Source organism: Halomonas stenophila, assembly GCF_014192275.1.
GTDB lineage: Bacteria > Pseudomonadota > Gammaproteobacteria > Pseudomonadales > Halomonadaceae > Halomonas > Halomonas stenophila.
In genome coordinates this window covers 19,982-39,703 of record NZ_JACHXR010000004.1, presented here as the reverse complement: position 1 = coordinate 39,703, position 19,722 = coordinate 19,982, and the positions used below count along the sequence as shown (strand labels likewise).

At 69.7% G+C, this 19,722-nt stretch carries 17 protein-coding genes; 5 read left to right on the top strand and 12 right to left on the bottom strand.

What is annotated here, in order from left to right; genetic code table 11:
- Positions 1–160 precede the first annotated feature (160 nt).
- From FHR97_RS08665 to FHR97_RS08645, 5 genes are all read right to left on the bottom strand, one after another.
- The gene (locus FHR97_RS08665; protein WP_183383405.1) at positions 161–589 is read right to left on the bottom strand and encodes a GFA family protein; all 429 of its coding nucleotides are present in this window, start codon (positions 587–589) and stop codon (positions 161–163) included.
- A 33-nt stretch (positions 590–622) separates the two neighbouring features.
- Entirely contained in the window at positions 623–1,111 is a 489-nt protein-coding gene (locus FHR97_RS08660; RefSeq protein ID WP_183383404.1) for a peroxiredoxin, read from the bottom strand.
- Positions 1,112–1,149: 38 nt separating this feature from the next.
- The gene (locus tag FHR97_RS08655; RefSeq protein ID WP_183383403.1) at positions 1,150–1,842 is read right to left on the bottom strand and encodes an SDR family oxidoreductase; all 693 of its coding nucleotides are present in this window, start codon (positions 1,840–1,842) and stop codon (positions 1,150–1,152) included.
- A 140-nt stretch (positions 1,843–1,982) separates the two neighbouring features.
- Entirely contained in the window at positions 1,983–3,332 is a 1,350-nt protein-coding gene (locus FHR97_RS08650; RefSeq protein ID WP_183383402.1) for an MFS transporter, read from the bottom strand.
- A 264-nt stretch (positions 3,333–3,596) separates the two neighbouring features.
- On the bottom strand, positions 3,597–4,337 hold the full coding sequence (locus FHR97_RS08645; protein ID WP_183383401.1) for a murein L,D-transpeptidase catalytic domain family protein: 741 nt from the start codon (positions 4,335–4,337) through the stop codon (positions 3,597–3,599).
- Positions 4,338–4,529: 192 nt separating this feature from the next.
- Here FHR97_RS08645 and FHR97_RS08640 point away from each other — a divergent pair, with 192 nt between their 5' ends.
- A complete protein-coding gene (locus FHR97_RS08640) occupies positions 4,530–6,164 on the top strand; it encodes a L,D-transpeptidase family protein (RefSeq protein ID WP_183383400.1) in 1,635 nt (544 codons plus the stop codon).
- Here the strand turns inward: FHR97_RS08640 and FHR97_RS08635 are convergent.
- From FHR97_RS08635 to FHR97_RS08625, 3 genes are all read right to left on the bottom strand, one after another.
- Positions 6,161–8,029: an ABC transporter ATP-binding protein gene (locus FHR97_RS08635; protein ID WP_221187741.1), complete on the bottom strand. Its 1,869-nt coding sequence runs from the start codon at positions 8,027–8,029 to the stop codon at positions 6,161–6,163. The two genes, FHR97_RS08640 and FHR97_RS08635, sit on opposite strands and share 4 nt — an antisense overlap.
- A 209-nt stretch (positions 8,030–8,238) precedes the next feature.
- Complete coding sequence (locus FHR97_RS08630; RefSeq protein ID WP_183383399.1) at positions 8,239–9,942, bottom strand: peptidoglycan DD-metalloendopeptidase family protein; 1,704 nt, start codon at positions 9,940–9,942, stop codon at positions 8,239–8,241.
- A gap of 212 nt (positions 9,943–10,154) precedes the next feature.
- Positions 10,155–11,006: a pirin family protein gene (locus FHR97_RS08625; RefSeq protein WP_183383398.1), complete on the bottom strand. Its 852-nt coding sequence runs from the start codon at positions 11,004–11,006 to the stop codon at positions 10,155–10,157.
- 99 nt (positions 11,007–11,105) lie between these two features.
- On the opposite strand from FHR97_RS08625, the gene FHR97_RS08620 reads away from it, so the two are divergent.
- The gene (locus FHR97_RS08620; RefSeq protein WP_183383397.1) at positions 11,106–12,020 is read left to right on the top strand and encodes a LysR family transcriptional regulator; all 915 of its coding nucleotides are present in this window, start codon (positions 11,106–11,108) and stop codon (positions 12,018–12,020) included.
- 81 nt (positions 12,021–12,101) lie between these two features.
- On the top strand, positions 12,102–13,106 hold the full coding sequence (locus FHR97_RS08615; RefSeq protein WP_183383396.1) for a glutathione S-transferase family protein: 1,005 nt from the start codon (positions 12,102–12,104) through the stop codon (positions 13,104–13,106).
- A gap of 43 nt (positions 13,107–13,149) precedes the next feature.
- Here the strand turns inward: FHR97_RS08615 and FHR97_RS08610 are convergent, their stop codons facing one another.
- Positions 13,150–13,599, bottom strand: a complete 450-nt coding sequence (locus tag FHR97_RS08610; RefSeq protein WP_183383395.1) for a YaiI/YqxD family protein — start codon at positions 13,597–13,599, stop codon at positions 13,150–13,152.
- Between the two features lie 504 nt (positions 13,600–14,103).
- On the opposite strand from FHR97_RS08610, the gene FHR97_RS08605 reads away from it, so the two are divergent.
- A complete protein-coding gene (locus FHR97_RS08605; RefSeq protein ID WP_183383394.1) occupies positions 14,104–15,825 on the top strand; it encodes a DEAD/DEAH box helicase in 1,722 nt (573 codons plus the stop codon).
- A gap of 118 nt (positions 15,826–15,943) precedes the next feature.
- Entirely contained in the window at positions 15,944–16,942 is a 999-nt protein-coding gene (locus FHR97_RS08600; protein WP_183383393.1) for a DMT family transporter, read from the top strand.
- A gap of 67 nt (positions 16,943–17,009) precedes the next feature.
- Here the strand turns inward: FHR97_RS08600 and FHR97_RS08595 are convergent, their stop codons facing one another.
- The 3 genes from FHR97_RS08595 to FHR97_RS08585 form a co-directional block, all read right to left on the bottom strand.
- Positions 17,010–17,747: a glutamine amidotransferase gene (locus tag FHR97_RS08595; RefSeq protein WP_183383392.1), complete on the bottom strand. Its 738-nt coding sequence runs from the start codon at positions 17,745–17,747 to the stop codon at positions 17,010–17,012.
- A gap of 1 nt (position 17,748) precedes the next feature.
- The gene (argE, locus tag FHR97_RS08590; RefSeq protein WP_183383391.1) at positions 17,749–18,909 is read right to left on the bottom strand and encodes an acetylornithine deacetylase; all 1,161 of its coding nucleotides are present in this window, start codon (positions 18,907–18,909) and stop codon (positions 17,749–17,751) included.
- Between the two features lie 77 nt (positions 18,910–18,986).
- Positions 18,987–19,556, bottom strand: coding sequence for a putative antibiotic biosynthesis monooxygenase (locus tag FHR97_RS08585; protein WP_183383390.1), 570 nt, complete (start codon positions 19,554–19,556; stop codon positions 18,987–18,989).
- Positions 19,557–19,722: the final 166 nt, after the last annotated feature.

Genomic DNA, 19,722 nt, shown 5'->3' with positions numbered 1-19,722 from the left:
CGGCGGGCGTCACCCGTTTCGGCCAAGGCGTGTCGTGGCGCGGTCGCGCGGCGGAGGCGGCACGATCCCCTACCCCCGGAATGGCCGGGAGACAGGGGCCGTCGGCGGGAGGAGGCGTATCGGCTCCGGGACCGCCGATGTCGCGCGATCCCGGGGCCGCTCAGTCCTTGCGTGCCTCGAACGCCTCGAAGACCTCGCGCCCGGTCAGGTCGCGGGTGGCGTTGGCGAAGTGGTACCAGGGCGGCTTCTCGTCGATGAAGATCTGGGTATCGAAGGTCCAGGCCTCCCCGTCATCGACCAGTCCCGCCGGCACGGCATAGTGCTCGCCGGTTCTCAGGCGATAGAAGAGGTGGGTGCCGCAGTGGCGGCAGAAGGCGCGCTCGGCCCAGTCCGAGGAGGCGAACACGGTCACGCTGTTCTCGCCCTCGATCTCGACGCGGGAGACCGACTCCAGGGCCAGCAGCGGGCCGCCGCCCCAGGTGCGACACATCCGACAGTGGCAGGCGCCGATGTTCTGCCGGGCGGCCTCCACCGCCAGGGTCACGGCGCCGCACAGGCAGCTGCCGCTTAGGGTCATGGCATCGTGCATGGTCGTCTCCTCGATGCGGGCCGCGGCCTCGGATCAGCCCTTGAGCCGGGCCAGGATGGTGTCGGCGCTGCTGGCCTCGATCACCCCCTTCTGGGTGTCGACGCCGAGGTACTCGACCACGCCATCATCGGCAATCAGCGCGAAGCGCTTGCTGCGGGTGCCCATGCCGCCGGCACTGGCATCCATCTCCAGGCCCAGGGCCCGGGTGAAGTCGGCGTTGCCGTCGGCCAGCATGGTGAAGCGTCCGGCGTTCTGGTTCTGCTGCCAGGCATCCATCACGAAGGCATCGTTCACCGCCAGGCAGCCGATGGCATCGGCACCGGCGTCGAGGATATCGTCGGCGCGGACCACGAAGCCCGGCATGTGGGTGTTGGAACAGCCCGGGGTGAAGGCGCCGGGGACGGCGAACAGCACCACCCGACGGCCGGCGAAGAAGTCGCCGGTGGAAAGGTCCTTCGGTCCCTCGGGGCCGTTGGTCTTGATGGTGATGTCGGGAAGGCGGTCACCGGTGGCGATCGTCATGGTGTGGCTCCTGTCGTCATGGGGAATGAGGTGTGGCGTCAGTCATCGTCCCGGGGCGGCGTGGGACGCACCAGGATCTCGTTGACGTCCACGTGCTCGGGCTGGCCGACCGCGTAGAGGACGGCCGCGGCGATGTCCCTGTCGTGCAGGGCATGCTCGGGGGGCTCGTCGAAGAAGGGCGTGTCGACCATGCCGGGCTCGATCAGGGTCACGCGAATGCCGCTGCCACGCAACTCCTCGCGCAGGTTGTAGCCGAGCCCGGTCACCGCCCACTTGGTGGCCCCGTACATGGAGCCGGGAAGGGTGGCGCGGCCGGCGGCGGACCCGGTGAGCAGCACATGGCCGCGGCTCTTGCGCAGGGCCGGCAGGGTGGCCTGCACGGTGAGGCCCACGCCGTAGATGTTGGTGAGGATCATGTCGCGCCAGGCCTCGTGGTCGGCCCCGCCGAAGCCTCCGGGGGAGCCGCCGCGGCCGGCATTGGCGAAGACCACATCGAGACGGCCGAAACGCTCCAGCGCCTGTTCCACCATGGCCTGCTGGGCGGCCATGTCGGTCACGTCCATGCCGACGGTCAGCACGTTCTCGGGACCGAGCTCCTGGGCGAGGCCGGCGAGGCGTGTCTCGGAGCGGGCGGCCAGCACCAGCTTGTAACCCTCCCGGGACGCGGCCCGGGCGGTGGCCGCGCCGATCCCGCTGGACGCCCCCGTGATCAGGAATACACGATCCACCATGCGCTTCTCCCTTTCGGGTCACTACCCGCTTCCAGCATGGCCAGAACTGCGGTCCCCTGCAAACGCGAACGCCACCGCCGCGGCGAGGCGACGATGGCGTGACGAGGGGGATGGGGCATCCCTGCCCCTCGAGCCGGGGCTCAGCGCAGCGACAGGGCCGCCGCGGGCTGGTCGCCGGCCGCATCCTGGTAGGCGGCATTCTCCTCGGCCTCGACCTCGGGGGAGAAACGCACCAGCAGGGCGCACAGCGAGGCGATGATCACCGCCATCCCGAGGTAGAACAGGCCCTGCTGGTAGGTCAGGGCCTCGGAGCGGAACAGGAAGCCGGCGGCCACGGCCCCGGCGTTGCCGCCCGCGCCGACGATGCCGGCCACCGCGCCCAGCGCCTTCTTGTTGATGAAGGGCACCACGCCGAAGGTGGCGCCCTCGGCCATCTGCACGAAGAGGCTGAACACCAGCATGATGCCGATGGCGAGCGCCAGGACATGCATCTGCGAGAAGAACATCAGGGCCACGCCCTCGCAGAGCATGGCGATGAACAGCCAGCGCACCCGCCCCTTGAGGCCCGAGTTGCGGGCGAAGAGGTCGGAGAAGATGCCGCCCAGGGTCCGCGCGAAGAGGTTCATCAGGCCGAACAGGCCGGCGATCAGGCCGGCGGTGGCCAGCGTCAGGCCGAAGTTGTCGAAGAAGTAGATGGCGGCGATGTTGTTGATGGTCAGCTCGACGCCGAAGCAGGCGGCATAGACCACGAACAGGGCCCAGACGCGGATGTCCTTGGCGGCGGTGGCGAAGCTGGCGCCCATGCCGTGCTCACCGTCGGCCTCGGGCAGTTCGCCGCGGGCACGCAGTTCGTCGAAGTTGCCGTTGGGCGCGTCCTGGGTGAAGAAGTAGTAGGCGATACCGGTGAGGAACAGCACGATGCCCGGGACCACCATGGCCAGACGCCAGCCGAGGGCCTCGTTGACGCCGAGCATCAGGATGCCGGAGAAGATCAGCGGCATCAGGATCTGGGTCGTGCCACCGCCCAGGTTGCCCCAGCCGGCCGAGGTGGCGTTGGCGGTGCCCACCACGTTGGGCGCGAACATCACCGAGGTGTGGTACTGGGTGATCACGAAGGAGGCGCCGATGGCCCCGATGGCCAGGCGCGCCAGGAAGAAGGACTCGAAGCTGTCGGCGAAGCCGATGCTCATCACCGGCAGCGAGCCCAGGCACAGTAGCCAGGTATAGGCGCGGCGCGGGCCGATCTTGTCGCATAGCACGCCGATCGCCAGGCGCACGATCACGGTGATGGCCACCGAGGCGATGATGGTGTTGCCGATCTGGGTCTTGGTCAGGCCGAGGTCGTCACGCACCACCGCCATCAGGGGGGCGATACCGAACCAGCCGAAGAAGCAGATGTGGAAGGCGAACCAGGAGAAGTGGAAGGCGCGCATCTGCGGCATCTTCCAGTTGAACAAGCGTATCCTGTTGGCCTTGTCTTGGATTTCCATGGGGCATACCTCGTCGAATGACGTTCGAACACACGATCTTGGGCCTTCGCCGTTGAAGGTCGGGTCCGACGCACTCGTACCCCAGGGGCCTGGTCCACGTCTGGCACTCTCTGCCCTTGGCTATGCATATGCATTGCCATCTCTTTTGTTTTTCCTTTTATTCAGGTGGTTACGATATCGATGAAGGGAGGAGGCGAGGTGTCGACGGGGGCGTGATGGTGCAAAGCAGCAAGCTCTGGCGGGGCCTTGCCCCGCCATGGTGCCTCACTGCATGGCGAGGCGCTGGTCGCCCTGGTCGCCGCGGGGACAGCGCAGGAACTCGGATTGGGCGAGCCACTCGGGGTCGGGGTAGTAGGTGAACAGGTACTGACTGTCCTTGAGGCTGTCGATCAGCGGCACCGCGACCTCGGAGCGTACCGCCGGGCAGCCATGGCTGCGCCCCAGCCGCCCGGTGCGCTCGATGAAGGCCTCACTGACGTAGTCGGCGCCATGCATGACGATGGCCCGTTCGAAGGCCAGGTCGTTGACGCCCGGCTCGAGGCCCTCCAGGCGCAGCGAGTAGCCGTTGCTGCCCTGGTAGCTGTTCAGGGTGCGGAACAGCCCGAGGCTGGACTGGTGGCTGTCGGGGGTGTTGGAGAAATCGCTCGCCATGGCGTCACCGGAGCCCTGGCCGTGGGAGACCAGTTCGCGGAACAGCAGCCGCGCCTGGCGCAGGTCGAAGACCCAGAGCCGCTCCTCGGTGGAGGGCCGGGAGAAATCGATCACCGCCAGCCGTTCGGCCTCGGGATCGGCACAGTGCAGCGCGCGGGCGGCGAGGCGCAGCACCTCGGGGTCGGCATTGGGCGCCAGCCGGGTCAGGCGCTGGGCGAGCAGGGAGGACGGGGCCGCCGCCGGAGTGTGGGCCTGGGCGAGGAAGTTCCCCGAGAGGGCGGGGGGCGTCAGGGTCATCAGGGCGACGGCCAGCAGGGGGCCCGTCGCTCGGCGAAGCGAACGCAGCGATGGCATGCGGAGTCCCAGAATTGTTGGCTTGCACGATTCGGTTGACGCATGAACGCCCGGCGATGGGCGGGATGTCGCTGGCTCAAGGGGCGTATCATGAGGATCGCGGCCAGGCGGACCCGTCCCGACCATCTATCGGCAGGAGGCGGTCTCATGCGAACAGGGGGTACTCTAACACGAGGGGTCGGTCGTTGGAGTATGGCCTTTCTGGTCCTTCTGGCTTCCTTGGGCGTCTTCGCCGACGCGACGGCAGCGGCGGCCAAGCCGCCGCACCCCTTCCCGATGGGCGATGTCGGCCGGGTCCAGCCGCTGCCGGTGCCTGTGGAGGAGGCCCTCCGCGCATCGCCGCCGCGTGTCTCGGCCTTCTACGTGCGCCGTGGAGGCGAATTGGCCTGGCAGGATCGGGCCAAGGTGGCCGCGCTGGTCGACCTGCTGTATGCCCTGGGCGACGAAGGCCTGACCCCGCCGGACTATCGGCCCGCCCGGCTGGAACGCGAGGCGGGGGGCGCTCTCGATGCGAGCGCCGATGAGGCGGCTCGGGCCCGCTTCGATGTGCTGGCCAGCGACACCCTGCTCCGCGCCCTGAGCCACCTGCAGCGCGGACGGCTCGATCCTCGCGACGTCTACCCGGGCTGGGAGATCCCGGTGCCACCGCCCGAGCTGGACCTGGTGGCCATCACCCGGGCCCTGGAGGCCGGCGAGGTCGATAGGGTGCTGGCCATGGCGCGGCCCGCCACCGAGGGTTACGACGCCCTGCGTCGCTCACTGGCGCGCTATCGCAACATCGTCCGCCTGGGCGGCTGGCCGACGCTGCCCGAGCGACGGAAATCGCTGCGGCCCGGCGACGTGGACGCGGACGTTGCCCTGCTGCGCCGGCGCCTGGCGGCGATCGGCGAGCTGGAGGTCATGGCCGCGGACGTGGCGCATTACCCGGATGTCGCCCTGGAGGCACTGGCGCCGCATCACTATGGTGCCGGCCTGGTCGAGGCGGTACGCCGCTTCCAGCGGCGACACATGCTCGATGACGATGGCGTGGTCGGGCCCCGTACCCGGGCGGCGCTCAATGTCCCGGCCGCCCAACGCCTGGCGACGATCCGTGCCAACCTCGAACGGGCGCGCTGGCTGTCGGGGGCACCGCCCGAGCATCGCGTGCAGGTGGACGTCGCCGGCCAGCGCATCCACTACCGGCGCCCCGACGGCGAGACATGGCAGGCCCGCATCATCGTCGGCCAGCCCGGTCGAGCCACCCCGGTGCTGCACTCGTCGATCACCCACCTGACCCTGCATCCCACCTGGACCGTCCCGCCGACCATCCTGCGCGAGGACGTGCTGCCCCGGGTGCGCCGCGATCCCGGTTATCTGATCGATCACGACATGGTGGTGCTCACCCCCAGCGGGCGTCGCCTGAACCCCTGGCGCATCGACTGGTGGCGGCCGGGGCGGGTGATCCTGCGCCAGCGGGCCGGCCCCGAGAACCCCCTCGGCCAGCTGGTGCTGCGCTTTCCCAACGACCATCTGGTCTATCTGCACGATACGCCGGCGCAGAGCCTCTTCCGGCAGTCCCAGCGGGCCCTGAGCTCCGGCTGCATTCGCGTGGAAGGGGTCATGGCGTTGGCACGGATGCTGTTCGAGGACACCGGGACATCCTGGAATCTCGGGGCCCTGCTCGCCGATGGCGCGACCCGCAACGTCTCCCTGGCCCGGGAGGTGCCCCTGATGCTGCACTACTGGACGGCCCGCGCGGAGGCGGGCGGCCTGCCGAGCTTCCGGCCGGATATTTATGATCGCGACCCGGCGCTGGTCGCCGCCCTGGCTCGGCCGGTGGTGCGCTAGGGGTCTTCATAGCCCCTGGCCTGCAGCCGGAACAGCCGGGCATAGCGGCCGTTCTCGGCCATCAGGCTGTGGTGGTCGCCGCGCTCGAGGATGCGCCCGCCGTCGATGACGAGGATCTGGTCGGCGGCGCGCACCGTGGAGAAGCGGTGGGAGATCAGCACCGTCATCTTGTCCCGGGCATGGTCGCGGAAGTCGGCGTAGACCGCCGCCTCGGCGGCGGCGTCCATGGCCGCGGTGGGCTCGTCGAGCACCAGGATATCGGCGTCCTCGCGCATGTAGGCCCGGGCCAGGGCGATCTTCTGCCACTGTCCGCCGGACAGTTCCTGGCCGCCCTTGAACCAGCGGCCCAGCTGGGTGTGGTAGCCCGCCGACATGGTGGCGATGAAGTCCTCCGCCAGGCCTCGCCGGGCTGCCTCCTGCCAGCGCGCCTCGTCGTCGAAGGCCGCGACGTCGCCGGCGCCCAGGTTCTCGCCCACCTTGAGCTGGTAGCGCACGAAGTCCTGGAAGATCACCCCGATGCGCCGACGCAGCGTGGCCAGGTCCCAGTCGCGCAGGTCGCTGCCGTCGAGCAGGATGCGCCCCTCGGAGGGGTCGTAGAGCCGGGTCAGCAGCTTGATCAGGGTGGTCTTGCCCGAGCCATTGACGCCGACCAGGGCCAGGCTGTGGCCCGGCGTCAGGTGCAGGTCGATGTCGGCGAGCGCCGGCGCATCGGCGCCGGGGTAGGTGAAGCTCACCCCCTCGAAGCGGATGCCGTCGCCCGGCCGGGTGCCCCGGGTGCACCGGCCGGTCTCGCGGGCCACCGGCTGCTCCAGGTATTCATAGAGGTTCGACAGGTAGAGGTTGTCCTCGTACATGCCGCCGATCGCGGTGAGGCTCGCCGACAGCGCCGCCTGGCCCTGCTTGAAGACCATCAGGTACATGGTCATCTCGCCCAGTGTCAGGGCGCCGGCCACCGTCTCCACCACCACCCAGGCGTAGGCGGCGTAGAGGGTCAGGGTGCCGAGCAGGCCGAACAGGAAGCCCCAGGACTCGCGGCGGATCGTCAGGCGGCGATCCTCGGCGTAGAGGGTGTCGAAGATGCGCCGGTAGCGGTCGAGCAGCAGCGGCTCCAGGCCGAACAGCTTGACCTCCTTGATGCTGTCCTCCCGGGCGAGCACCGTCTCGAGGTACATCTGCATGCGGGTCTGGGGCGAACGCCAGCGGAACAGCCGGAAGGCGTCGCCGGAGAAGCGGGCCTCGGAGACGAACACCGGCAGGGCGCCGATCACCAGCACCACCAGGGCCCAGGGCGAGAACTGCACCAGCAGCACCCCGAAGCTGACCAGCGAGATGCCGTTCTGGGCCAGGCCGAAGGTCTTGTTGACCAGGCCCAGGGGCCGGGTCGAGGCCTCCCGCCGGGCCCGGGTCAGCTTGTCGTAGAACTCCGAGTCCTCGAACTGGGCGAGCGACAGCGTGCCGGCCTTCTCGAGGATCATCACGTTGACCTTCTGGCCGAGCAGGGCACGCAGCAGCGATTGCTGGGCCGAGAGGCCGCGCTGGGCCAGGGCGATCAGCGCCACCACCCCGGCCTCCATCGCCACGTAGCGCAGCACCGGCCCGAGCAGGTCGACGAGCGGGGCTGAGCCCTCGCGGTGCTGGGCCATGGCGGCGACCACCGCATCGACGATCAGCTGGCCGATCCAGGCGGCCACCGCGGGCAGCACGCCGGCCACCAGGGTGCACAGGGCCAGCCCCAGGGTCAGGCCCCGTGAGGTCTGCCAGACCAGGCCCAGGGCCCGGTGGCTGTAGCGAAAGACGCCGAGGAAGGCGGGCAGGCGCCCCTCCCCGGGCGGGGTGGTCTCGGCGTGGGCATCACGGCTGGGCAAGCGTGGGCTCCGGCTGGGGATCTCATCGCCAGTGTACCGGGCCGGAGGCCGCTGCACAGGCGCGCGGAGCCACGGAGGTGGCGGCCGTCCCGACGATGCTGAGTCAAGGAGGCGGCCCGCGCCGAGGCGGTGTTTGCCGCCCCAACGGCGGGGACACACACGACGACGCCCCGCACGAGCGGGGCGTCGTCATGAGGGCCGGGGCGGGCTCAGCTCTCGTCGTCGGAGTCGCTGACCTCGGCTTCCGTGCTGGCCACCGTGGTGCCGGTCTCGCCGCTCTGCAGGGCCGCCAGCACCGGCTCGGCCTGGCGCTGGAAGGCCACCAGGGCATCGCCGCTGAGGCTCTGGCTCTCCGGCAGCTCGACCTTCATGGCGTCCACCTGGCGGTTGTTGACCAGCACCTCGTAATGCAGGTGGGGGCCGGTGCTGCGGCCGGTGTTGCCGGACAGGGCGATGCGCTCGCCGCGGGTCACCCGGTCGCCGCGATTGACCATCGGCCGCGACAGGTGCAGGTAGCGGGTCTTGTAGCCGTTGTCATGCCGGACGACGATGTAGCGGCCGGCCGCCGGATGGTTGCCGACCTTCTCCACGCGGCCGTCGGCGGGCGCGGTGACCGGCGTGCCACTCGGCATGGCGAAGTCGGTGCCCTTGTGGGGGCTGATGCGCCCGGTCACCGGGTGGTGGCGACGCGGGTTGAACGGCGAGCTCAGACGGTAGTGGCCAGCGAAGGGCCGCCGGTCGAAGGCCGGATCGAGACTGGCGCCATCCGGGGTGTAGAAGCGGTTGTCCTCGCCGTTGCGCACCAGGGTCAGGTCCATGCGCGCGCCGTCGTAGTTGACCGCCAGCACCCGCGGGTCGAGGCTCTCGCCATCGATGATGTCGGATTCCACCAGCACCTGAAAACGATCGCCGCGACGGGTGTCGCGGCGGAAGTCCAGTTTCTTCTCCAGCACGTGGGCGAGCTCGGCCACCTCGGCGCTGGTCAGGCCCGTGGCCTGTGCCGAGCGGGCGAAGCTGCCGCTCACCGTCCCGGCAAAGAGCCGCTGGGTGGCCTCGCCGGCGCGCTCGATGGTCGCCACGTCGACGCCCTGCTCGCCACGCTCGACCAGGTAGCCGTCCCGGGCGTTCTTCATCAGGCGCAGGGCGAGCAGCTCGCCCTTGGCGTCGAGCTGATACTCGAAGTGGTTGCCGACCCGCCAGTGGGTCAGCAGGCGCGGCTCGGGCATCGCCTCCAACAGGGTCATGACCTCGCTGTAGCCCATGCCCAGGTGCTGCTGGGCCATGATCGCGAAGGTATCGCCCGGCTGGACGGTGTAGGTCTGCCACTCGGGGACATAGGGCTCGCTGGCGGCGATCTCTTCCTCGAAGAGGATCGGGCCCTCGTCGAACAGCTCGAGTTCGTCCTCGGAGACCTCCTCGTAGGAGGTGGCGTCGGCCACCAGGCGCTCGTTGGAGGCGAGCATGCCGCTGGCCAAGGTGCCGAGCACGATGGCCATGTGGCGGGCGTCCTCCTCCAGGGGAGAGGAGGCGGTGCCCATGGCCTCGCGTTGCGCGTCATCGCCCTCGGCCGAGGCAAGGGCCGGCCTGGCCCGGGCCGTCTCGATGAGGTCGAGGTCGACGATCTCGGAGGCGGCCAGCCGTGACAGGGGCACGGGCTCGCGGGTGGCATCCATGGCCCGTGAAGCCACCTGGATGGCCTTGGCGACTGGTTCGCGATCGAGGGACAGCGAGGGCACGCCCGGGGAGGCATTGGCGTCGAGGGGGACCAGGACGGTGTCGAGGGGTTGCCGGTCATGCCGGGCATCCTCGACCGAGGTGAGAATCTTGTGGGCGCCCAGCACAGTGACCATGGTGGCAACGGGTAACAACAGTAACTTGTGCGTGCGGGGCAGCGAATGGAGGATTCGCATCATGTATTTGGCCGTAATAAAAAAGGTGTAGAGGACATAGAAAAAGTCACTAAAACCATAACCTATGATGGTTGAAGTGCCTAGTCTGTACACCCATACAGTAAGACGCACAGCCCCTTGCCTTGGGCAGGAGCCGGCGGTTGGATAGCGAACACTGTTTACTAAGGCCAACGATGACACGACTCGTGGCGGCTTGGCAACCCCCGGGGATGGCGTCAGGGGGCGGTGAAGGTCCCGTCGCGGTAGTCGCGCATGGCCTGCTCGAGCTCATGGCGATGGTTCATCACGAAGGGGCCGTAGTGGGCGATCGGCTCCCCATGGGGTTCCCCGGCGAGCAGCAGGGCCTCGGCCCCGCTATCGCTGGCGAGGGGCAGCCGCTCGCCGGGGCCAAGGCGCACCAGCTCGCCGCGCGACACGGCTTCGTCGGCGATCGCCAGGCGGCCGTCGAAGACGAACACCAGCAGGGTGGTCGCGGTGTTCTCCAGCGCGAGGGCGCCGCCGGCCGCGAGATGCAGGTGAGCCATCGCTCCCTGGCCCGCTAGGGCCTCGAGGGGACCGCGTATCGCCTCGCCGTCGGCGAGCCGCCAGTCGCCGCCCAGGGCGATGAGCTCGGCGCCGGGCCTGGCGAGATGCGGCATCTCGGCGGCCCGGACATCGCGATAGGTGGGCGTGGACAGCTTGTCCCGGGCCGCCAGGTTGAGCCACAGCTGGAAGGCATGCAGGCCCCCATCGTCGGTGAAGGGCGTCTCGCCGTGGATGATGCCGCGTCCGGTGTGCATCCACTGGGCATCGCCGGCGCCGATGCTGCTGTGATGTCCCAGGTGGTCCTCGTGGCGCAGGCCGCCCCGCAGCGCGTAGGTGAGGGTCTGGATGCCGCGATGCGGGTGCGGGGGAAACCCGCCGATGTCGTCATCATCCGGGGCGGCTTCCAGCTCGTCGAGCATCAGGAAGGGGTCCAGGCCGCCGCCGAAGTCATGGAGGCGACGGATCGCGACGCCGTCGCCGTCCTGGCTGGGTTGGCTGCTCAGCCGCCGCGCGATGCGGCGGGTCGTGGCACTGGCCGGCATGGCGTGTCTCCTGTCAGGGTATCGATGACTGGCATTATAGGCCGATTTTTTCGAAGATTAAGCGCATCATTTCGCGCAATCGGTTCGAGGAATTCGAAAATGTCTCGCGTCACCCTTGCACAGTGGCAGATGCTCGCCGCGGTGGTGGACCATGGCGGCTTCGCCCGCGCCGCCGAGGCCATCCACAAGAGCCCCTCCACCCTCAACCATGCGGTGCACAAGCTCGAGGAGCAGCTCGGCGTGGCGGTGCTGGAGCCGGTGGGGCGTCAGGTGCGGCTGACCGAGGCCGGCGAGATGCTGCTGCGCCGGGCCCGCCAGCTGATCGAGAACGCCGACTCGCTGGAGGATGTGGCTACGCGGCTGGCCGAAGGGCTGGAGGCGGAGATCGTGCTGGCCATCGACCAGATCTTTCCCCCGGATGCCCTGGCCCGGGCCCTCGAGTCGTTCTCGGCGACCTATCCCCATGTGCGCGTACAGCTCCACGAGACGGTGCTCAACGGCGGCGTCGAGATGCTCCAGGACGGCCATGCCGACCTGCTGGTCTCGGGCCTGGCCGCCCGCGGCTTCCTGGGCGAGCCGCTGGTGACGGTCGGCTTCATCGCCGTCGCCCACCCCGACCATCCGCTGCATCGCCTGGGACGGGCGCTGGACCTGCGTGACCTGGAGCAGCACCGCCAGCTGGTGGTGCGCGATTCCGCCCTGCGCCAGTCGCTGGATGCCGGCTGGCTGAAGGCCGAGCAGCGCTGGACGGTGAGCCATCTCGACACCTCCATCGACATGCTCGAGCGCAACCTCGGCTTCGCCTGGGTGCCCGAGACGCGCATCCTCGACGCCCTGCAGGCCGGGCGCCTGAAGCCGCTGCCGCTGGCGGCCGGCGGCGTGCGCGAGGTGCCGATCCAGCTGATCCACCGCGACCAGGACCGTGCCGGGCCGGCCACCCGGGCCATGGCCCGGCACCTGCAGGAGGCCGTCATGGCCTGCGCGCCGCCGCATCGGTTCGAAAAGATCGAATGATCGTCGGCAAATTGTGCGCTTGAGCTTCGATTTTATTGGCTTACGCTAAGGGTAACCCTTACCAGTAACGAGGAGGCCGAGATGGGGCTCTTGATCGACGGACAGTGGCACGACCAGTGGTACGACACCGAGAAGCACGGCGGGGAGTTCGTTCGCGAATCCGCCAAGCTGCGCGACTGGGTCACCGCCGACGGGGCACCGGGACCGGATGGCCAGCCGGGTCGGCCCGCCGAGGCGGGGCGCTATCACCTCTACGTCTCACTGGCCTGCCCCTGGGCCCACCGCACGCTGATCATGCGGCGCCTCAAGGGGCTCGAGGGACTGATCGGCGTGTCACACACCAGCCCGCTGATGCTCGACCAGGGGTGGACCTACCACCAGGACGAGGGCTCCAGCGGCGACCCGCTCAATGGCGTCGACTACCATCGCGAGCTCTATACCCTCACCGACCCCCACTACACCGGGCGGGTAACGGTGCCGGCCCTGTGGGACAGGCAGGACGGCCGGATCGTCAACAACGAGTCGGCGGATCTGGTGCGCATCTTCAACACCGCCTTCGATGGACTCACCGGCAACCGGCTCGACCTCTATCCGGCGGACCTCCGCGAGACCATCGATGCCGTCAATGCCGATGTCTACGACCATGTCAACAACGGGGTCTACAAGGCCGGCTTCGCCACCGAGCAGGCCGTCTACGAGAAGCACGTCGAGGCACTGTTCGCCGCCCTCGACCGGCTGGAGACCCGGCTCGCCGAATGGCGCTACCTGGCCGGCGAGTGGCTCACCGAGGCAGATATCCGCCTGTTCACCACCCTGGTGCGCTTCGATGCCGTCTATCACGGCCACTTCAAGTGCAACCTGCGGCGCATCGAGGATTACCCGAACCTGTCGAACTACCTGCGCGAGCTCTATCAGTGGCCGGGCGTGGCCGAGACGGTGAACCTGGACCATATCCAGCGCCACTATTACATGAGCCACAAGACCATCAACCCCAACGGCATCGTGCCCGCCGGGCCGCTGCTGCGGCTCGACCGGCCCCATGACCGGAAGCGCCTGCCGGGCCGGGGGATTCGCGAGAAGGGGTGATGAGGGGCGAGGCGTGAGGAGCGAGGAGTGAGGGGTTAACCCCTTACTTCTGCTTCGCCAGCCAGCGGTCCAGGGCATTGGCGAACTCGCGGCGATCCACGTCCGAATAGCCCTTGGGGCCACCGGTGTGCTCGCCGCTGGCGCGCAGGGTCTCCATGAAGTCCCTCATCTGCACCCGCGCGCGGATATTGCTCTCGTTCAGGGCCTCGCCGCGGCTGGTCATCACCCTGGCGCCGCGCTCGATGGCGGCCATGGCCAGCGGCAGGTCCGAGGTGACGACGAGGTCGCCCGGCTGGAGGCGTTCGACGATCTCGTCGTCGGCGGCGTCGAAGCCGTGGCTCACCGCCAGCCCCTTGACCCACTTCGAGGGCGGCAGGGGGACCTGGTGGTTGGCCACGAAGGTGGTCGGGGTGGCGGTACGCTCGGCGGCGCGCACGATGATGTCGCGGGCGATGCGCGGGCAGGCATCGGCGTCGACCCAGAGGTTCGGCATGGGAGCTCCTCGAAGATGTGGTCGGGTTGAGAGACGCTCGGGGCTGATCCGTCGACAGGTCCATTTCTTCCTCTACGACCTGTCCCCGGCGCCCCTCGTCGCGCCCCATGGCGATAGCGCGGAAAATGGAAAAGGCTGGCCAGGTCAGCGCGACGATGGTAGCATGCGCGCTCCTCGCATGTGCTGACCCCACCATCATGACGATGCGACCCGCTCACGCCAGGTGAGCGCGATGATCGCAAAACGCCAGGCCCCGTGCCCCGCGCGTTCGAACTGTGAAGATGGAGCGCCAACGAGAATTCGCCACCCGGGCGAGTTCGGCGCAGACGGTCGCCACGACGGTTCGCCTGCCAACAGCAGGTGTCAACCGGATGCCAGGTGCGACCGGCGTCCCCGACTCCGATGTAGTTGCCTTGCCCCGTGCAGGGTCCTGACCGTGTTGACCGCGTCAGGGGCGCCAACGATGTTTTTCGCCGGCCATGCCGGCCTACCAAGGTGTGATTCATGACCTCGACTTCTGTCGCCTCGCCGAGCTTCGGCGATCTGGCCCTGCTGCCTGACGTTCTCTCCGCCATCGAGACCCTCGGCTACGAGACCCCGTCGCCGATCCAGGCACAGACCATTCCGGCCCTGCTGGAAGGCCGCGACATGCTGGGCCAGGCCCAGACCGGCACCGGCAAGACCGCTGCCTTCGCCCTGCCGTTGCTCTCGCGGCTCGACCTCGGGCGTCGCGTGCCCCAGGTGCTGGTGCTGGCCCCGACCCGTGAGCTGGCCCAGCAGGTGGCCGTGTCGTTCACCAAGTACGGCCAGAACCTCAAGGGGCTGGAAGTGGCGACCCTGTGCGGTGGCCAGGAATACCGCGAGCAGCTCAGCGCCCTGCGGCGTGGCGCCCAGGTCGTGGTCGGGACCCCCGGCCGGGTCATCGACCACCTGGACCGCGGCAGCCTGAAGCTCGACGGCCTGTCCGCCCTGGTGCTCGACGAGGCCGACGAGATGCTGCGCATGGGCTTCATCGACGACGTCAAGCGCGTGGTGGCCGACACCCCGACCGACGCCCAGCGGGTGTTCTTCTCCGCCACCCTGCCCACCGAGATCGAGCGGATCGTCAACCGCTACCTGGTGGAGCCGGTCAAGGTGGCCATCGAATCGCGCACCACCACCGGCGAGAACATCGAGCAGCGCCGGGTGCGCATCGAGGGCGGCGCCAAGCTGGAAGCCCTGGCGCGCATCCTCGAGGTGGAGCCGGTGGACGGCGCCATCGTCTTCGTACGCACCCGCGCGGCCTGCACCACCCTGATGGAGCAGCTCTCCGCCCGCAGCGTGAACGTGGCCAGCCTGTCCGGCGACCTGGACCAGAGCCTGCGCGAGCGCACCATCACCCGCCTCAAGCGCGGCAAGGTCGACGTGCTGATCGCCACCGACGTGGCCGCCCGTGGCCTGGACGTGCCGCGCATCACCCACGTCATCAACTATGACCTGCCGCAGGATTCCGAGGCCTATACCCACCGCATCGGTCGTACCGGGCGGGCCGGCCGCGACGGCGTGGCGATCACCTTCGCCGGCAATCGCGAGAGCCGCAAGGTCGGCTGGCTGGAGCAGGCCACCGGCCAGAAGATGAGCGAGATGCCGCTGCCCGACGAGGCCGCCATCCGCGCCCATCGCGACCAGGTCTTCCACCACCGGGTGGTCGCCTCCCTGACCAAGGGCGCCGACGAGCAGCGGGCCCTGGTGGAGCGGCTGGTCGAGGAGGGGCATGATCCCGTCGAGCTGGCCTGCGCCTTCGCCGCCCTGGCCCGCGCCGACGAGGCGCCCATCGGCCGCCTCCAGGCGCCGCGCAAGGAGCGCACCGAGCGTGCCGAGCGCGCCCCGCGTGATGGCAAGGCACCGCGTCGCGAGGGCGGCCCCCGCGACGGTGCCCCCAGCGAGGGCATGACCCGCTACCGCGTCTCCGTGGGCCACAAGGACGGCGTCAAGCCGGGCCAGCTGGTCGGCGCGCTGGCCAACGAGGGCGGCATCGAGGGCAACCGCATCGGCCGGATCGACATCCGCAATGCATTCTCCGTCGTCGAGTTGCCGAACGGCCTGCCGTCCAGCATCCTGGACAAGATGGCGCGCGCCCGGGTGGCCGGTCGTCCGCTGGAGATCAGCGAGGACCGCGCCCCCGATCGCGCTCCCCGTCGTCGCCGCGACGACGACGGCCCGGTGCCCCGCCGCGAGCGGGCCTGAGCCGCGTCGCCGGGGAGCCCCCGGCGACGCCCGTAACGACCAGCAGGCCGGGGGAATCCCCGGCCTGCTGTCGTTGTTATCGCCGCCACCTTGCATTGCCCACGGGGAGGGAGCTCGCATGTGGAAGCGCTTGCCGTTCCGGTTGCGCGGTTACCTGATCACCATGACCGGAGTGCTCCTGCTGTCGCCGGATGCCCTGCTGGTCAAGGACACCCAGGTGGACGTCGCTACCTTCATGTTCTGGCGGGGCCTGTTGCTGGGCGGGGTGCTGCTCGCCATTGCCGCGCTGCGCTACGGGCGCGCCCTGCCCGCGGCCCTGCGCGCCTGCGGGCCCGCCATCTGGTGGTGTCCGCTGGCCTTTGCCGGCAGTGCCTGGGCCTTCGTCATCGGCAACCGGCTGACCTCCGCCGGCAACGTGCTGGTGATGATGAACCTGGCGCCGCTGGTCGCCGGACTGATCGGCCTGCTGTGCTTCGGCCAGCGGCTGCGTCGCCAGACCTGGGTGGTGATCGGCATCTGCGTGACCGGGGCGAGCCTGATGGCGGCGGGGGAGGTCGGGCAGGGGAGCCTGCTGGGCCTGGCGGTGGCGCTGTTCGTGCCGGCCGCCATCGCCATCAATACCACCGTGGCCAGCGTCCAGAAGGGCGATCGCCAGCGCGGGGTCGATACCACCGTGGTGCTGCCGCTGGGCTGCCTGGCGATGCTGCTGCCGGCCATCCCGCTGGGCGGGGTGCAGCTGCCGCCGGCCGACGACATGCAGCGCATCGCCCTGATGGGCCTGCTGTTGCCCGCCGCCTACTTCCTGATCCAGACCGGGCCGCGCTACCTGCCCGGGGCCGAGGTCAGCCTGGTGATGCTGCTCGAGACCCTGGTCGGGACCCTGCTGGTCTGGGCCTGGCTCGGTGAGGTGCCGACGCTGCTGGCCTTCGTGGGCGGGGGGCTGATCGTCGCCGCCATGCTGCTCAGCGGCCTGCGCGACCTGTATCGCCAGCGTCGCAAGGCCGCCGCCGGGGCCCCGGACGCCCAGCGTCTCCAGCAGAGGCTCGTCGAAGAGGAGGGGACCGCCGAGGCCGGCGAGGCGACAGGCCGCGGGGAGATGGGTAGCGAGCGCCCCTGAGACGGCGTGCCGTCGATGCGATGTCGAGACGCCCCTGCCGGTGACGGCGGGGGCGTCGTCGTCTGGCTCAGAGCTCGCCGGCGACCAGCCGCTCGGCGAAGCGTCGCAGTACCGAGGAGGCCGCGGGCGCGGGCGTCACGGCCTCGATCAGGGCGTCGGCATCCTGTCCCTGCTCGGCCAGGACCTCGTGCTGGTGGCTCAGGTAGGCGCGCATCACCGGGGCGGTGAATTCCGGATGGAACTGCACGCTCCACTGACGAGGCCCATGGCGCAGGGCCTGGTAGGCGTCATGGGCATTGTAGGCCAGCACCTCGGCCCGCGGCGGGGCCTCGAGCACCGACTGGGCATGGGTCAGCTGGGCGGTGAAGGTGGCGGGCAGCTCGCCCAGCAGGCGATCGCCGCGGCCGGCCTCGGTCAGGGTGATCGCCTGGGTGCCGGTTTCCCGGCCCGCCGGATGGAAGCCGACCGTGCCGCCGCAGGCCGCGGCCATCAGCTGGTGGCCATAGCAGACGCCGAGCATGGCGATATCCCGGTCGATGGCCTCGCGCAGCCAGGGCAGCAGCGCCTCGCTCCAGGGCTCGGCGTCGCTGAGCATGGCATGGGAGCCGGTGATCACCAGGGCGTCGAGGGTGTCCAGCGCGGGCGGGGCACCGTCGCGGCGGGCATCGAAGACCGATAGCGACAGGGCGGGATGGCGCCTGGCCAGCGGCCTCAGCACGGCCAGGAAGAGCTCCTCGAAATTGCCGTGGACCCGCGCCACGTCCTCGAAGGTATCACCGGTCTTGACGATCAGCAGTCGGGGCATCTCAGCGGGCCTCCGCCAGTTGCCGCCCCAGGGCCTGCATGAAGGCCACCCCCGCCTCGAGCTGCTCGATCTCGAGGTACTCGTCCGGCTGGTGGGCCTGACTGATGCTGCCCGGGCCGCAGATCACCGTCGACAGGCCGGCGCGCTGGAACTGGCCGGCCTCGGTGGCATAGGCCACCGCCCCGGAGGGCACCTCGCCGACCAGCGCCCGGCATAGGGCCAGCACCTCGGCGTTGTCGTCATCGGCCAGCGCCGGCACGGTGCTGGTGAGCCGCTCGGTGCGGATCCCCGTCTCCGGGGCCCGGGCACGCATCTCGGCCTGCAGCTCGTCGGCGTAGGCCTCGACCCGGCCCAGCAGGTCCTCGAAGCGGTCCCCCGGCAGGTGGCGCACCTCCCAGTCGAAGCTGCACTCCCGGGCCATGATGTTGATGGCGGTGCCGCCGGCGATCTTGCCCACGTGCAGGCTCGAGTGGGCGACGTTGAAGGCCTCGTCGACCCGGCCCTCGGCACGCAGTTCGGCCATCACGTCCTCGATGCGGGTCACCAGGCGGGCGGCGACGTGGATCGCCGAGACGCCCTGGTTGACCTGGCTGGAGTGGGCGGCGCGGCCGGTCACGGTGGTGCGCAGGTTGGTGCTGCCCTTGTGAGCCACCACGGGCTGCATCAGGGTCGGCTCGCCGACGAACACCGCCGCCGGGCGGGGATGGTCGGCCAGCAGCCGCTCGATCAGCCGCGGCGCGCCCAGGCAGCCGACCTCCTCGTCGTAGGAGAAGGCCAGGTAGAGGGGCCGCTCGAGGTCCAGGGTCACCCAGCGCGGCACCTCGGCCAGGGCACAGGCGATGAAGGCCTTCATGTCGCAGGTGCCGCGGCCATAGAGGCGGCCATCGCCGCCGTTGCGCAGGGTGAAGGGGTCGCTGGACCAGGGCTGGCCGTCCACCGGCACCACGTCGGTGTGGCCGGACAGCACCACGCCGCCCTCCACCGCGGGGCCGATCCGGGCCAGCAGGTTGGCCTTGGTGCCGTCGTCGTTGTCGACCCGCCAGTGCTCGACGCCGTGGCCGTCGAGATAGTCCTCGACGAAGGCGATCAGGTCCAGGTTCGAGTCGCGGGAGACGGTGGCGAAGCCCACCAGGGTCTCGAGGAGCTGAGCGGCGTCGGTCATGGTCGGGCTCCGAATAAGGGAAACGACTGCCAGCCTACCATGCCTCTCCCGGTGGGTGAGATGGCCCGCGGCGCCACTCAGGCTCTCAGCAGGCGCGCCAGGCGGGGCAGGGGCGCGACCTCGCCGCGCAGCCAGGGGCCCAGCAGCCGGGTCGAGAGGGGAATGAACAGGAAGACCATCACCGGGGTGAGCATCAGGGTGCTGGCCAGCACCCGTGGCACCAGGGGCAGGCCCGCCAGGGCCTCGCCGAGCAGCCACTGGAAGCCAAGCGAGACGGGAAAGAAGGCGAGCCAGATGGCGATGGCCTGCTTCCAGCGCGGCGGTGCGGCGCTGCCGGCGGGCTGGAACCAGTGGTCCAGGCCGGTGGCGCGGTGCTCCTGGGGCGCCTCGAACAGGCCCTGGCCACGGGCCAGCCAGGCCCGACGCGAGGCGGAGTGCTCCCAGGTGGCGAGGGTCTCGGCATCGCGGAAGCGGAAGATGATCTGGTACTCGTCATCGCCGGGGGGCGGGGCCAGCACGCCGGAGCCCAGGTAGCCGCCGAAGTCCGCGGCCAGCGCGCGGCCCTCGTCGAGCCAGGCGAGGAAATCACGGTAGCGGCCGCGGGCCACGCGACGCGCCACCATCAGGGTGACGGGGTCAGAGGACATGGTGGTTCTCCTGATCGGTCCTGCGGCCCGGGTAGGGCCGCCGACGCTACAGCCGAGGGGTGTCTCCGCTGTCGAGGCAGGAGAATAATCCAGAAGGTGATCTTTATCCACTCTGTTGGCCTGAAGGATTGGATTTTCATGGAATGGTCGTCTGGAAGTGAGGCGT

Excerpts from the sequence above, each read along its gene's own strand:
- FHR97_RS08660 (WP_183383404.1), bottom strand. The coding sequence starts at position 1,111 with ATGACGATCGCCACCGGTGACCGCCTTCCCGACATCACCATCAAGACC.
- FHR97_RS08615 (WP_183383396.1), top strand. The coding sequence starts at position 12,102 with ATGGGGCTCTTGATCGACGGACAGTGGCACGACCAGTGGTACGACACC.
- FHR97_RS08630 (WP_183383399.1), bottom strand. The coding sequence starts at position 9,942 with ATGATGCGAATCCTCCATTCGCTGCCCCGCACGCACAAGTTACTGTTG.
- FHR97_RS08650 (WP_183383402.1), bottom strand. The coding sequence starts at position 3,332 with ATGGAAATCCAAGACAAGGCCAACAGGATACGCTTGTTCAACTGGAAG.
- FHR97_RS08595 (WP_183383392.1), bottom strand. The coding sequence starts at position 17,747 with ATGCCCCGACTGCTGATCGTCAAGACCGGTGATACCTTCGAGGACGTG.
- FHR97_RS08655 (WP_183383403.1), bottom strand. The coding sequence starts at position 1,842 with ATGGTGGATCGTGTATTCCTGATCACGGGGGCGTCCAGCGGGATCGGC.
- FHR97_RS08625 (WP_183383398.1), bottom strand. The coding sequence starts at position 11,006 with ATGCCGGCCAGTGCCACGACCCGCCGCATCGCGCGGCGGCTGAGCAGC.
- argE (WP_183383391.1), bottom strand. The coding sequence starts at position 18,909 with ATGACCGACGCCGCTCAGCTCCTCGAGACCCTGGTGGGCTTCGCCACC.
- FHR97_RS08645 (WP_183383401.1), bottom strand. The coding sequence starts at position 4,337 with ATGCCATCGCTGCGTTCGCTTCGCCGAGCGACGGGCCCCCTGCTGGCC.
- FHR97_RS08600 (WP_183383393.1), top strand. The coding sequence starts at position 15,944 with ATGTGGAAGCGCTTGCCGTTCCGGTTGCGCGGTTACCTGATCACCATG.
- FHR97_RS08585 (WP_183383390.1), bottom strand. The coding sequence starts at position 19,556 with ATGTCCTCTGACCCCGTCACCCTGATGGTGGCGCGTCGCGTGGCCCGC.
- FHR97_RS08665 (WP_183383405.1), bottom strand. The coding sequence starts at position 589 with ATGCACGATGCCATGACCCTAAGCGGCAGCTGCCTGTGCGGCGCCGTG.
- FHR97_RS08610 (WP_183383395.1), bottom strand. The coding sequence starts at position 13,599 with ATGCCGAACCTCTGGGTCGACGCCGATGCCTGCCCGCGCATCGCCCGC.
- FHR97_RS08605 (WP_183383394.1), top strand. The coding sequence starts at position 14,104 with ATGACCTCGACTTCTGTCGCCTCGCCGAGCTTCGGCGATCTGGCCCTG.
- FHR97_RS08640 (WP_183383400.1), top strand. The coding sequence starts at position 4,530 with ATGGCCTTTCTGGTCCTTCTGGCTTCCTTGGGCGTCTTCGCCGACGCG.
- FHR97_RS08620 (WP_183383397.1), top strand. The coding sequence starts at position 11,106 with ATGTCTCGCGTCACCCTTGCACAGTGGCAGATGCTCGCCGCGGTGGTG.